General features: G+C 56.7%; 11 protein-coding genes. 2 read left to right on the top strand and 9 right to left on the bottom strand.

What is annotated here, in order from left to right; translation table 11 throughout:
* Window positions 1-13: 13 nt before the first annotated feature.
* Together gcvA and AB4Y96_RS15495 are read left to right on the top strand one after the other, a co-directional pair.
* Complete coding sequence (gcvA, locus tag AB4Y96_RS15500; RefSeq protein WP_441918343.1) at window positions 14-943, top strand: transcriptional regulator GcvA; 930 nt, start codon at window positions 14-16, stop codon at window positions 941-943.
* Window positions 933-1,661: a glutathione S-transferase gene (locus tag AB4Y96_RS15495; RefSeq protein WP_441918342.1), complete on the top strand. Its 729-nt coding sequence runs from the start codon at window positions 933-935 to the stop codon at window positions 1,659-1,661. Before gcvA ends, AB4Y96_RS15495 begins: the two co-directional genes overlap by 11 nt.
* On the opposite strand, the gene AB4Y96_RS15490 is transcribed toward AB4Y96_RS15495, so the two are convergent.
* From AB4Y96_RS15490 to AB4Y96_RS15450, 9 genes are all read right to left on the bottom strand, one after another.
* Window positions 1,658-2,596, bottom strand: coding sequence for an NAD(P)-dependent oxidoreductase (locus AB4Y96_RS15490; protein WP_441918341.1), 939 nt, complete (start codon window positions 2,594-2,596; stop codon window positions 1,658-1,660). The two genes, AB4Y96_RS15495 and AB4Y96_RS15490, sit on opposite strands and share 4 nt — an antisense overlap.
* The gene (locus AB4Y96_RS15485) at window positions 2,568-5,237 is read right to left on the bottom strand and encodes a nitrate reductase (protein ID WP_441918340.1); all 2,670 of its coding nucleotides are present in this window, start codon (window positions 5,235-5,237) and stop codon (window positions 2,568-2,570) included. The genes AB4Y96_RS15490 and AB4Y96_RS15485 overlap by 29 nt, the downstream gene beginning before the upstream one ends.
* Before the next feature lie 6 nt (window positions 5,238-5,243).
* Window positions 5,244-5,573, bottom strand: a complete 330-nt coding sequence (gene nirD / locus AB4Y96_RS15480; RefSeq protein WP_441918399.1) for a nitrite reductase small subunit NirD — start codon at window positions 5,571-5,573, stop codon at window positions 5,244-5,246.
* A 4-nt stretch (window positions 5,574-5,577) separates the two neighbouring features.
* Window positions 5,578-8,043 (bottom strand): nitrite reductase large subunit NirB, encoded by a 2,466-nt coding sequence (gene nirB, locus AB4Y96_RS15475; protein WP_441918339.1) that lies wholly within the window; start codon window positions 8,041-8,043, stop codon window positions 5,578-5,580.
* Window position 8,044: 1 nt separating this feature from the next.
* Entirely contained in the window at window positions 8,045-8,842 is a 798-nt protein-coding gene (locus tag AB4Y96_RS15470) for an ABC transporter ATP-binding protein (protein ID WP_441918338.1), read from the bottom strand.
* Window positions 8,843-8,852: 10 nt separating this feature from the next.
* Window positions 8,853-9,761 carry a nitrate ABC transporter permease gene (ntrB, locus tag AB4Y96_RS15465; RefSeq protein WP_441918337.1) on the bottom strand — a complete coding sequence of 303 codons (909 nt, stop codon included), beginning with the start codon at window positions 9,759-9,761 and terminating at the stop codon, window positions 8,853-8,855.
* A 10-nt stretch (window positions 9,762-9,771) separates the two neighbouring features.
* On the bottom strand, window positions 9,772-11,070 hold the full coding sequence (locus AB4Y96_RS15460) for a CmpA/NrtA family ABC transporter substrate-binding protein (protein WP_441918336.1): 1,299 nt from the start codon (window positions 11,068-11,070) through the stop codon (window positions 9,772-9,774).
* A 351-nt stretch (window positions 11,071-11,421) separates the two neighbouring features.
* On the bottom strand, window positions 11,422-12,678 hold the full coding sequence (locus tag AB4Y96_RS15455) for a CmpA/NrtA family ABC transporter substrate-binding protein (protein ID WP_441918398.1): 1,257 nt from the start codon (window positions 12,676-12,678) through the stop codon (window positions 11,422-11,424).
* A gap of 48 nt (window positions 12,679-12,726) precedes the next feature.
* Window positions 12,727-13,314, bottom strand: coding sequence for an ANTAR domain-containing response regulator (locus AB4Y96_RS15450; protein WP_091884943.1), 588 nt, complete (start codon window positions 13,312-13,314; stop codon window positions 12,727-12,729).
* Between the last annotated feature and the right edge of the window lie 67 nt (window positions 13,315-13,381).

The raw sequence follows: 13,381 nt of genomic DNA, 5'->3' as shown, positions 1-13,381 counted from the left end.
GCACGAGACCCCCATGCGTTCTTCCACAACCTTGCCGCCATTGCAGGCACTCCGGGCCTTTGAAGCTGTCGCCCGGCTGATGAGTTTTCGAAGGGCGGGTGAGGAACTGCTCATTACGCAAAGCGCCGTCAGCCATCACATCCGCCAGCTGGAAGAGTTTCTCGGCCTGCCGCTGTTCGTCCGCAAGGCGCGCAGTATCGCCCTGACCCCGGAAGGCACTGATTATCTTGCCCGCACGACCGATGCCTTTCGTCTTATCGCCACGGCCACATCTGATCTGCGCAGCAAGAGCAATCGCAACGTGATCCGGATCAGCTTGCTGCCTTCATTTGCCGCAAACTGGCTGGTGTCGCGGCTGCATAAATTTCAGTCCCGACATCCCAATATCGACCTTGAACTCGACCCCACCTTACGCACGGCTGATGTAGCGGGCGGCGAGGTTGATATTGCCATCCGTTATGGCGACGGCAACTGGACCGGGGTAAATTCACGCTTGCTGATGGCTGAGCAGCTCAGCCCGGTTGTCAGTCCTGCATTGCTTCAAACTGGTCCCGCAATTGCGGTGCTGCAGGATTTGTTGCGGCACACGCTGCTATTCGCAAAAAAGCCGGTTGACTGGCAGGTGTGGGCTGATGCGGTGGGCCTGGATTTGTCTCAGGCACGCACCATCCAATTGACCGATTACAACATCACCCTGCAGGCGGCACTTGATGGTCAGGGCATTGCCATAGGCCGCATGCTGCTGATCCACGATCACTTGCGGACCGGGCGTCTGGTGCAACCATTTCCCCAGACAATTACTTCTACAAGAACCGCCCATTGGCTGGTGACGCCCAAGGACGGCAAAATCGGACCAGCAACACAAGCCTTCATCGATTGGCTGATCGAGGAAACCAAAGCAGCTTCGGTAGAGAGAAATGGAGAACCCGGAAATGCCATATGAACTCTATTATTGGGACGGAATACAGGGACGCGGCGAGTATGTCAGACTGGCATTGGAAGAGGCTGGCGCTGATTATATCGACATCACCCGCGAGTCCGGTAGCGGGCGCGGCACAGCAGCGATGATGAAAATGCTCAAAAGCTCTGGTGGTTTGCATACGCCATTCGCGCCGCCGTTTTTGAAGGACGGGGAGCTGATTATCTCGCATGTGGCCAATATTCTTTTTTATCTCGGGCCAAAACTCGGGCTGGCACCTGAAGATGAAGGACTGCGCTATGTCGCCAATGGTCTGCAACTAACGATTACCGATTTCGTCTGCGAAGTACACGATACGCATCACCCCATCGCAACCGAGCTTTACTATGAGGATCAAAAGGAAGCGGCAAAGGCACGCGCCACCAGCTTCATTGACCATCGCATCCCGAAATATCTCGGCTATTTTGAACGTGTCCTGTCCAGCGGAGATCAAAAGCACAGCGTCGGTGACAAACTGAGCTATGTCGATCTTTCGCTGTTTCAGGTGATCGAGGGACTGCGATATGCGTTTCCGCGCGCAACCCAAACGCTTGGTCGTGATTACCCCTTACTCGTGGCCTTGCATGATCGGGTTCAGCAGCGACCCAATATTGCCCGTTATCTCGCATCACCGCGGCGTATTCCATTCAACGAAGATGGCATTTTCCGCCATTATCCGGAGCTTGATCAGGATGCGGCTTAAAGCCGACTGAGAACCACGACATGTTTGCCCGCCGAACAGAGCTGTTTGGCTCTATTGTTGTCATGAAACGTTTCATGGTCCAAGGCGATCCGTTTGGCCTCACGCCGTGCGAGTTGCAAGACCGCTGGCGACACATTTTTATCGTGAAAGATGACATCAGCCATTTGCAGCTGACGCATGGCCCGTAGTGTTAAAAGCTCGGGGTCGTCGCTTGCAACAGGAATGACAGTCAACGTTCCGGTTCGCCCGCTGCTGTCGTCGGCGATCTCCCCTGCCGTTGCCGCAAGCCTGATCTCTTCGTCAGGTGCGGGCTCCGCATCAAAAGCGCGATTGACGAAATGCTCCCAGAACTGCCGTCTCTGGCGACCCGGTTGGAGCACATCGGCGATATGACTGCGCAACTGCTTTGCCAGTTGCGCCCATGCGGCAAGTGATACGGGCAGGATCGTTTCAATCCGCCTTCGGATCGCCTGCCCCAAAATCGGTGCTGCGCCATCGGTTGATATGCCAATCACGACGGGCGAGCGATTGACGATGGAGCCGAATTGAAACTGGCAGAATGCGGGCTGGTCGATGACATTGCACGGCACCCCCGATTTTACCGCCGCGTCACGGAACTGATGGGCTTCCTGCTCGGTTGCCGCATCGGCAACAGCTATTGCCGCGCCGCGCAAATCGGTCTTCAACCAAGCACGCGGGTGATGAATGCAGGTTCCAGCCGCAACAAGCGCCGACATTTCTTCGCTCATTGCACCGGTGTAGACATGAACATTGGCACCTGCCGCGGCCAGTAATTCGGCTTTCCAGGCAGCCGCAGCCGTACCACCAACGACAACACAGCGCTTGCCCTGAAGGTTGAAAAACACTGGCAGGACGGCCAGTTCCCCGATGCTTCCGGGACTCGGACTATTCTGCGGCCTGGACAAGATTTGCATCAACAATCCCCCTGATCTCGGCGCGGCAGGAGCCGCAATTGGTGCCCGCTTTCAAAGCCTCTCCGATTGCCGCGACGCTGTGACAGCCACTGCGTGCCGCGCTGGCAATCTCATTCCGCCCGACGGAAAAACACGAACAGACGATGGCGCCTTTGTCGGGCATATCCCTGCCGGGCCGCCCTGCCAGAAGCTGGAAGCGGTTTTGCGCTAAGGCGAAATTTTGTAACAGTTGTTCGCTGGCCCAGCTGCGCGAAACGGCGACGGGTTCGCGCGCTATATAGAGCGCACCGATCAACCTATCATCGGTGAAAACAGCCATACGATGCTGACCATTCTTCTCATCGTGATAGCGCAACAACGGCATGCCATCGCCAGCACCGAAAAGCGCCTCGACGAATGCGGACCAGTCGTCCAAATCCTCAAGGCCAGCCAATTCCAGCCTGTAGCCATCATTGGTTTTGGCGAGCGCCCAATAATCCGCAGCAATGGCCGGAGGTTTGTTGCGCAGGACCGCGAAACCATACCAGCCGGCAGCAAACGGCTGAACGTCAACCCTTGCCATCTTCAGTGCGGGCTGCCCCGAGACCGGATCGGTGCGTGATGTCACCAGCGTATCAACACGCGCGCTGCCGGAAAACTGGTTGGTCCAGTGCATGGGTACAAACACGTTGCCGCGCGCCTGCCGGTCGGTCAGCAGCGCCCGCACGATGATTTCGCCATGAGCATTGCGCAGCTTGACGAGACTTGCATCGGCTATTCCCCTCTCCGCCGCATCAAGCGGATGGATTTCCGCAAAAGGTTCGGCGAAATGGGCTGAAAGCCGTGCGCTCTTTCCCGTGCGTGTCATCGTGTGCCAGTGATCGCGGACACGGCCGCTGTTCAATGTAAAAAGCCCATCCTGGTGAAACGTTTCATCCGGATAAACTGCAATGAACCGTGCGCGGCCATCTGCGGTATAGAACCTGCCATCGGCAAAGAAGCGCCCGTCAGAGGCTACACTCCCCCGACCCTGCGGCCATTGAAAGGCTGTAAGGCTAGCATACTCCGTCGCTGATATGGCCGCTTGTGCGCCTATATCAAAGTCACGGCTGCCATTATTGTCCGTACCCGAAAGAGCCGCATGCTCGGCAAAGATCTGCGCCGGGTTCTGGTAGGGAAAGCCATTGGCAAATCCCATCCGCTTTGCCACTTCCGTGATAATCCACCAATCCGGCCTTGCCTTGCCGGGCGTAGGCAGAAATGGTCGCTGCCTGCTGATCCGCCGCTCGGAATTGGTGACCGTGCCATCCTTTTCGCCCCATCCGGCGGCGGGAAGCAGAACATGCGCAAAGGCTGTTGTATCGGTGTTCGCGTTAATATCGGACACGACGACAAACGGGCAGCCCTTCAGTGCCTGCGCCACACCATCGGCTTCCGGCATGGAATCAATAGGATTGGTCGCCATGATCCACAGGGCTTTGATCCGGCCATCACCAACAGCCTTGAACAGATCAACTGCCTTTAAGCCCGGCTTCTTTGGTATATCAGGTGAAGCCCAGAAATTCTGTACCAACTGCCGGTGTCCGGCATTCTCGATCTGCATGTGGCTGGCCAGCATATTGGCAAGCCCACCCACTTCCCGTCCGCCCATCGCATTGGGTTGGCCCGTTACGGAAAATGGTCCCATACCCGGACGGCCAATGCGGCCCGTGGCCAGATGGCAATTGATGATGGCATTGACCTTGTCGGTGCCGGATACCGACTGGTTGACGCCTTGGCTATAGACGGTCACGCATCGCTCGGTTTTTGCGAACAGTTCGTAAAAGGCTGACAGAATGTCTTGCGCTATTCCCGTTTGTCTGGAGACAATTTCCAGATTGTATGGGCTGGCAATCGCCAATGCCGCATCAAACCCCGTCGTGTGCCTGTTAATATAGCTTTGATCCAAAGCACCCCGTGCCGCCAGAAACCCGAGCAGACCAATAAAGAGTGCCGTGTCGCCATCGGGACGGATTTGCAGATGCATATCGGCGATATCCGCGGTCATGGTGCGACGCGGATCGATAAGAACAACGCGCATTTCCGGGCGCGCGACCTTGGCCGCTGCGATGCGCTGATAAAGTACCGGATGACACCAGGCGAGGTTTGAGCCGGTCAGAACGATGAGGTCGGCCAGTTCCAGATCCTCATAGGTCCCCGGAACCGTATCCGAGCCAAAGGCCCTGATATGCCCGGCCACCGATGACGACATGCAAAGCCGCGAGTTGGTATCGATATTGGCCGAGCCGATGAAACCTTTCATCAGCTTGTTTGCAACGTAATAATCCTCCGTCAGAAGTTGACCGGAGACATAGAAGGCGACACTGTCAGGGCCATGTTTCCTGATAGCAGCACCAAAGCGATCCGCCACCAGATCAAGCGCACTCTCCCAGCTTGCAGGCTCGCCTGATATTTGCGGCTCAAGCAACCGGCCATCCAAATGAACCGTTTCACCGAGCGCCGAACCTTTCGAACAGAGCCGTCCGAAATTAGCCGGATGATCCGGATCGCCAGCAATGCCAACCGTTCCATCATCCTTGGGCGTTGCGAGCACGCCGCAGCCTACGCCGCAATAGGGACAGGTGGTGCGGACGGTAACCGGAGAATGCGGCTGATGCTCCATGCCGGTCTATTCCGCCGCTACAGCGGCAAGTTCAAGCAAGGCCAGAATCCGGTCGCCATCCAGCCTGAGAGCGATGGTCTTCACACTCCCCTCATCAGCTCCGAGGGCTTTGCCCGTCTCCAGCGAGATGACCCAATTGTGCAGCGGGCACGTCACCGCAGCACCGTGCACAATGCCCTGACTAAGCGGTCCGCCCTTGTGTGGACAGTGGTCATCAATGGCAAAAATCTGGTCTTCCATGGTCCGGAAAACCGCGATCTTGCCATCGGGTGTATTCACACAGCGGGCACCACGGCGCGGAATGTCGTTGATGGTTCCAATCTCAACCCAGTTCATCATTTCACTCCGCTGCCTGTTGATAGCTGACACTGGCCATAGGCTGGAACTCGTGCTTGTCGACGCCCGAAACCCGCTCGGACCATGGATCGACCTGCGCAAATTTCTGGCTGAAAACAAACCGCTCGAAATAGCCACGGCGTTTGGCATCGTCCTGCATGATCTGGCGGCGGATTTCGTCAAGACCGACACGTTTGGCCCATTTATAAATGCGTTCGAGATACCGGCCCTGTTCGCGGTACATCTGCGTCAACGCGACCACGTGCTCCAGCGCTTCGTCTTCCGTCCGGACCATGCCCAGCACCTCGGTGCCCTTGATGTCGAGACCGGCAGCTCCGGCAAAATGGATTTCATAACCGGAATCCACACAGATAATCCCGACATCCTTGCAGGTGGCTTCGGCACAATTGCGCGGACAGCCCGAGACCGCCATCTTGACCTTGGCCGGGGTCCAGGAACCCCACATGAACTTTTCAATGCGAATACCGAGCCCCGTCGAATCCTGCGTCCCGAACCGGCACCAGTCGGTTCCGACACAGGTTTTTACCGTGCGCAGACCCTTGGCATAGGCTTGCCCTGAGACAAACCCGGCCTTTCCAAGATCGGCCCAGACAGCGGGAAGGTCCTCCTTTTTGATCCCAAGCATATCGATGCGCTGGCCGCCGGTGACCTTTACCGCCGGTATCTCGAATTTGTCGACCACATCGGCAATCGCCCGCAATTCCCTAGAGTTGGTCACCCCGCCCCACATGCGCGGCACGACGGAATAGGTTCCGTCCTTCTGGATATTGGCGTGGACCCGCTCATTGATGAACCGCGACTGATAATCATCCGCATATTCATCCGGCCAGTCGGCAACGAGGTAGTAGTTCAATGCCGGGCGGCACTTGGCACAGCCACAGGAGGTTTTCCACTCCAGTTCCTGCATGACAGCCGGAATGGATTTGAGCTTCTTCGCCTTGATCAGCCGCCTGACATCATCATGGCCGAGGTCCGTGCAACTGCACATTGGGGTAACGGCAGAGGGATTATAGGAGTCGCCAAGTGTGATCGACAGAAGCTGTTCGACAAGTCCGGTGCAACTTCCGCAGGAGGCCGAAGCCTTGGTATGAGCCCGCACATCATCGAGCGAAGTCAGCCCTTTGCCAGAAATGGCACCGGTGATTTTGCCTTTGCATATGCCGTTGCAACCGCAGATTTCCGCATCATCTGGCAAGGCTGCAACGGCCGCCATAGGGTCCAGCGGGGACCCTCCCTGATAGGACTGGCCGAAGATAAGCGTATCGCGCATTTCTGAGATATCAGTGCGCTTCTTGGTGAGGTCATGAAACCACGCACCATCTGAGGTTTCGCCGTAAAGCACCGTGCCGATGATGCGGTCATCCTTGAGCACAAGCCGTTTGTAGACACCAGCCGCCGCGTCGCGCAGCACAATCTCCTGCCTATCGTCACCCTCGCCAAGATCACCAACCGAAAACAGGTTTATGCCTGTGACCTTCAGCTTGGTTGGCGTCTCGCTGTGGACGAACTTTGCATCGGCATCGCCCGCCAGTTGCGCCGACACCACCCGCGCCATTTCATAGAGTGGCGCGACGAGCCCGTAGCACTGACCGCCAACCTCGGCGCATTCTCCGATGGAAAACACATCTGGATCAGAAGTGCGCATACCACCATCGACAACAATGCCGCGATTGGTTTCAAGCCCCGCTTCCTTGGCAAGCAGGGCATTGGGCCGGATACCCGCCGCCATCACCACCAGATCGGCTGATAGTGTCGTACCATCGGCAAGGAGGACCCCTTTCACCTTGTTCTGGCCGGTTATCTCCTTGGTGCTGGCCTTGGTCATCACGCGGATGCCGCGCTGCTCCACGGCCTGTTCAAGCAGATAGCCCGCCGCCGGATCAAGCTGACGCTCCATCAGTGTCGGCATGATGTGCAGAACCGTGACATCCATGCCGCGCGATTTCAGACCAGCGGCCGCTTCGAGGCCGAGCAGGCCGCCGCCGATCACCACCGCCCTTGCACGCGACTGGGCGGCAAGCAGCATGGCGTTGACATCATCAAGGTCGCGATAGGTCAAAACACCCGGAAGATTATTGCCGGGAACCGGCAGGACGAACGGCACGGAGCCCGTCGCAATCAGCAGCTTGTCATAGGTCTCGGTCGTTCCAGCATCGGAGGTTACGGTCTTGGCTGCGAGGTCAATCCCGACAATCTTATGCCCCTTATAGAGCGTGATGCCATGCTTGATGTACCAGCCATCGCCGTGGATGATGATTTCCTCAAATGCCTTCTCGCCCGACAGAACCGGTGACAGCATGATCCGGTCGTAATTAACGCGCGGCTCGGCGTTGAAAATCGTCACGTCATAGGCGTCTGGCGCCATTTCGAAGAGATGTTCAAGCGCCCTCCCCGGCGCCATGCCATTGCCGATGACAACGAGCTTCTGCTTTTTCGTTGCTGCTTCCATCTTATGCGGCCTCCACAAGGCGGTGACGTTCATAGAGGAACTTCAGCACAGAGGAGCGGCAGCGGATGTAAGTGGCATCCGAGGCCAATTCGATACGGCGGCGCGGACGTACCAGCGGCACATCGAGGATTTCGCCTATCTTGGCTGATGGACCGTTGGTCATCATGACGATGCGGTCGGAAAGCAGCACCGCTTCATCCACATCATGGGTGATCATCAGCACCGTATTGGCGAGTTCCGTATGGATCTGCATCACCTGATCCTGCAAATGTGCGCGGGTCAGGGCGTCAAGCGCACCGAACGGCTCGTCAAGCAGAAGCACTTTTGGCTCCATGGCCAGAGCCCTCGCAATACCCACACGCTGTTTCATGCCGCCCGAAACCTCAGACGGACGTTTATCCTTCGCATGCACCATCTGGACCAGTTCGAGATTGCGCATGGTCCAGTCATGCCGCTCCGCCCGGTTTTTGCTCGATGAAAAGACCTTGTCGACGGCGAGCTTGACGTTCTCATAAACAGTCAGCCACGGCAGCAGCGAATGGTTCTGGAACACCACGGCACGGTCGGGTCCGGGCGTGTCAACAACATTGCCTTCCAGAAACACCACGCCGCGTGTTGCCTTGGTGAGCCCCGCAACAATGTTGAGCAAAGTGGATTTTCCACAGCCGGAGTGACCGATGATCGAGATGAACTCGCCCTTTTCCACATTAAGTGAGACTTGGTTCAAAACTTGCGTGCTGGCACCGCCACGGCTGAATACCATGTCGATCTGTTCCAGAGAGAGATAGGGTTTCGACATAATAGCTTCCTCAAGCGCTGGCGGTGTTGCGGGTGACAGTCTTGGCGATGAAGGCGATAGCGCGGTCGAGCAGGTATCCGACGATGCCGACATAGATCAGGGCCAGAATGATGTCGCTGATGCGCGACGAGTTCCATGCATCCCAGATGAAGAACCCGATGCCGACGCCGCCGATGAGCATTTCCGCCGCCACAATGGCGAGCCATGACAGGCCGATACCGATGCGCAGGCCGGTGAAAATATAGGGGGCTGCAGCCGGGATCATGATCTTGGTGAAATATTCAAACTGGTTGAGCCGAAGCACCCGCGCAACATTCTGATAATCCTGCGGAATATTGCGGATACCGACGGCAGTGTTGATGATGATCGGCCAGATGGCGGTGATGAAAATCACGAAGATTGCGGACGGGTTGCCATCCTTGAATGCGGCCAATGACAGAGGCAGCCATGCGAGCGGCGGCACCGTGCGCAGAACCTGAAAGATAGGGTCAAGCCCCCGCATCGCCCATTCGCTTTGGCCGACAAGCGTGCCAAGCGCAATGCCCGCAACAGCGGCAAGGCAATAGCCGAGAGCCACGCGCTTCAGGCTGGCAAGAATGTGCCAGAACAACCCCTGATCAACGCCCTGCCCGACATAGAACGGGTGGGCGATCAGCTCCCACGTTTCTGACACGACCCTGGTGGGTGGCGGAACGCTTGACGTTGGCGAAGAGCAGAGGATTTCCCACAGCACCAGCAGAAACACCAGCGTGATCAAAGGTGGCAATAGATGCGCCGCCAAAGAGGAAAGCCATTGCGGAAAACGACGGGACGAACCCGGTTTTGGCGGGATCGAAAGTGTCATGATCTTGGCCACCACAGGCTTTTCATTGGACACGGGCTTTTCATTCGAACGGATGGGAACGGGGCTGGCTGTCATGCCGGTTTCCTCAAGCAAAACGTTTGATGTCTAGGCTGGCGAGATAGGTCTGTGGGCTGTCTGGATCGAACACCTTGCCGTCGAAGAAGGTTTCCGGACCGCGTGATGTGGAAGCCGGAATATCCGCGGCGGCAACGCCGAGTTCCTTGGCAGCTTCACGCCAGATATCTTCGCGGTTCACCTTGCCGACCAGCGCGGCAATATCCGTATCCGGTGCAAATTTGCCCCAGCGGATATTCTCGGTCAGGAACCACTTTTCATGGCTCTGGAACGGATAGGATGTGTGGTCGCGCCAGAACTTCATCAGATGCGGACTGGCAGTCTCGACACGGCCCCCGCCGAAATCATAGTCACCCTTCAATCGCCCGGCGATATCGGTGGTCGGGACGTTGAACCACGCACGCTTGCCAACGATTGCCGCCAGCTCGTCCTTGTTGGCCATATCATCAGCCCATTGCTGGGCTTCCATCACGGCCATCAGGAGCGCCTTGGTGGCATTCGGGTTTTTCTCCACCCAGTCCGCGCGCATCGCGAAGGACTTTTCAGGATGCTTGGCCCAAATCTCGGCAGTGTTAAGAGCCGTATAACCAATGCCCTGATTGACCAGCTGGGCATTCCACGGCTCGCCAACGCAGAAACAATCCATGGTGCCAACCTTCATATTGGCAACCATCTGGGGTGGCGGAACGACGATAGTTTCCACGTCCTTGTCAGGGTCGATGCCACCGGCGGCCAGCCAATAGCGGATCCACAGATCATGCGTGCCGCCGGGGAAAGTCATGGCAGCCTTGGCCGCATTGCCTTCCGCCTTCTTCTTGGCAAAAGCTTCCTTCAGAACACCCGAGTTCACCCCGGCCTTCAAACCCGCATAGGCCGAGCCAACCGAAATACCCTGCGCATCGAGGTTAAGCCGCGCGAGGATGACCATCGGCAGAGGCTGGTTGTTCTGGGTGACCTTGCCGGTGCTGATGAGGTAGGGCATCGGCGTCAATATATGCGCGCCATCAATGCCATTGCCTGCAGAACCAAGCACCAGATTATCGCGCGTCGTACCCCAAGAGGCCTGCTTGACCACATCAACATCGGGCATGCCATGTTTGGCGAAAAAGCCCTTCTCCTTGGCCACGATCAGCGGGGAAGCGTCCGTCAGCGCAATGAAGCCAAGCGTCGCCTTGGTTGTCTCTGGCCCAGCACTGGCCGCATAGGCACCTGAGGGAAGCGCAGCCTTGGCCGCGGCCAGCAGCGCCAGAGTGCCCCCTGCCCGCAAAAGCGTGCGCCTTGGCATGCCTGTCGAGAATGTCACCTTCATCACAAATCCCCTTTGCAGCGCTGCTTTTCCGTGCAGCTTGAGCCATAAAAAAACGCCGCTGGATGAAGTGCATTCCCACTGTGAGGTGAATGAACTCGTCCAAGCGACGTCTGTGTCTTTGAAAGCATCCGATGGCGATGCTCGCGGTTCCTGTCTTCGTTGACGGAACGGTTTTATAAAAGCAATATACGTGCCAGTTGATTATAAAATTTATAAGATATTGTAATTATTGATATTTATATACATCCTCAGCATTTTCACATTTGGATCGGAAGCAGATGACCGGAGTCGAAATGTGCAGATGCACATGTGATTGCGCTTATTTATTGTGCAGGGCACAAATTTTGCGCATCAGACTTCGTCATCCCCTGCGACGCGTGTTTCAAGATTATGAACCTGAAAACCCTTGAGATATTCGGGGATGTTTTGTGGATCAAATATCGCCCCATCAATAAAACCATCGGCGCGATGCCCACCTTCAACGCGCATGTCTTCAACCGGGATATCCGAACGCGGTCCGAGCGCATTGCGATAGAGATCAGGACGAAAAGCCGTCGCCACCTTCCCCTGTCTTTCCGGCGAATGCGCCACCTGTCCCCACCGGATCATCTGACTGAATATCCATTGCGCCTGACTGACCCAAGGGAAGTTCGCGGCGTTCCGGTGAAACGAGAAATAGTCAGGCACTGTTCGCTCATGTCCATCGGGGTCGGTGGTGAAACGCCCAAGCAGCACCCGGTGCAAAATATCTTCCGATGTATCGATATAACGGGGCTCTGACAGAACCTGCGCCAGCTCGCGGCGATTATCAGGCACATCGCACCATGCCGCCGCGCGGTCGAGAGCGACGATCAATCGCGCCAATGTTTCCGGGTTGCTGTCAGCCCATTCGGGTCGAACACCAATGACCTTTTCCGGGCTAGACGGCCAGATATCTTCCTTGACGGCGACAATTCTTCCGACTTCGCGGGCGACAGCCACCATGTTCCACGGTGCACCGACGCAGAAGCCATCAATCGCTCCTGCCGAGAGAGCATCCGAGGTCATGGGCGGCGGCACGACCACCAGTTTCACGTCGCGGTCCGGATGGATGCCACCCGCCGCCARCCAATAGCGCAGTTCATAATTATGCGATGAAAATGGATAGGTCGTGCCCAGCACCGGCAGCGGCTCGCCCCGCACCCTAATATCGTCAATGACAAGTTTCAGGGCCTCGGCATTGGCAAGCGCGCCCTCGTCACCGGTAAGATCTGCCAACGCCTGCATGCGGCGGTAGAGATTAACTGAAAGGGTGATGGCATTGCCACCTCGGCCAAGGGTGAACGGTGTAATGACAGGCGAAGGGTTTGATCCAAGACTTAAAGCGGATGCAACGGGCATGGGCGCGAGCATATGCGCGACGTCAAACTGCCGGAAGGCAAGCCGATCACGGATATTGGCCCAGGACACGTCCTTCACCAGTTCGAGCTGAATGCCTTCGCGCGCGGCAAAGCCGAATTCGGCAGCCGCAATGAGAACAGACGCATCGACAAGCGGAATGAAACCGGCCTTGACCACGCGGACGCCTTCACTGCGCATCGCCGATGGCGCCGCCAATCCACCGCCCATGCTCTGGCCATTGTTCGTCCCGATAAAACTCACGGCCGACCTCTCTTCCTAGCTTCCAAGCATGGCTGCGGCCATGACAACGCTTTGGGCGATATCGGAAAGCTTCTTCTTCTCGTTCATGGCTGTCTGCCGCAGCAGCGAATAAGCCTCTTCTTCAGATATTTTGCGCGATTTCATCAAAATACCCTTGGCGCGCTCAATGATCTTGCGTTCTTCCAGCGCCGTTTTTGCCTCGGCCAGCTCCTGCTGCAGACGGCTGAATGCTTTAAAACGGCTCACCGCCATATCGAGAATGGGTTTGACACGTTCTTTCTTCAGACCATCAACCACGTAAGCGGAAACACCGGCATCCACCGCGGCCTCGATTGAGGAACTGTCGGAACTATCGACAAACATGGCAATCGGTTTGCGCACGGAGCGGCTAAGCTGAAAAAGATGCTCCAGCATATCCCGATTGGGTGTCTCGATATCAATGACGATCACATCGGGCTGAATCTGTTCGATCTGGCGCGCAAGACCGGCAATATCATGCAAAACCACCACGCGGTCATGGCCCGCCTCCCGCAATCCCTCTTCAATAATTGAAGCACGGATGCGGTTTTCGTCAAAGACCATGATCGATAGCGAAGCGGACATGCCTTAATTTTGCGCATGCACTCAAATTGTGCAATGCTACATTAAGACACAGAGCCAAAAGTAGAAG

This window comes from Phyllobacterium sp. TAF24 (assembly GCF_052113785.1).
Taxonomy (GTDB): domain Bacteria; phylum Pseudomonadota; class Alphaproteobacteria; order Rhizobiales; family Rhizobiaceae; genus Phyllobacterium.
This window is presented reverse-complemented; position numbering and strand designations above follow the sequence as displayed.

Excerpts from the sequence above, each read along its gene's own strand:
- gcvA (WP_441918343.1), top strand. The coding sequence starts at position 14 with ATGCGTTCTTCCACAACCTTGCCGCCATTGCAGGCACTCCGGGCCTTT.
- AB4Y96_RS15495 (WP_441918342.1), top strand. The coding sequence starts at position 933 with ATGCCATATGAACTCTATTATTGGGACGGAATACAGGGACGCGGCGAG.
- AB4Y96_RS15490 (WP_441918341.1), bottom strand. The coding sequence starts at position 2,596 with ATGCAAATCTTGTCCAGGCCGCAGAATAGTCCGAGTCCCGGAAGCATC.
- AB4Y96_RS15485 (WP_441918340.1), bottom strand. The coding sequence starts at position 5,237 with ATGGAGCATCAGCCGCATTCTCCGGTTACCGTCCGCACCACCTGTCCC.
- nirD (WP_441918399.1), bottom strand. The coding sequence starts at position 5,573 with ATGAACTGGGTTGAGATTGGAACCATCAACGACATTCCGCGCCGTGGT.
- nirB (WP_441918339.1), bottom strand. The coding sequence starts at position 8,043 with ATGGAAGCAGCAACGAAAAAGCAGAAGCTCGTTGTCATCGGCAATGGC.
- AB4Y96_RS15470 (WP_441918338.1), bottom strand. The coding sequence starts at position 8,842 with ATGTCGAAACCCTATCTCTCTCTGGAACAGATCGACATGGTATTCAGC.
- ntrB (WP_441918337.1), bottom strand. The coding sequence starts at position 9,761 with ATGACAGCCAGCCCCGTTCCCATCCGTTCGAATGAAAAGCCCGTGTCC.
- AB4Y96_RS15460 (WP_441918336.1), bottom strand. The coding sequence starts at position 11,070 with ATGAAGGTGACATTCTCGACAGGCATGCCAAGGCGCACGCTTTTGCGG.
- AB4Y96_RS15450 (WP_091884943.1), bottom strand. The coding sequence starts at position 13,314 with ATGTCCGCTTCGCTATCGATCATGGTCTTTGACGAAAACCGCATCCGT.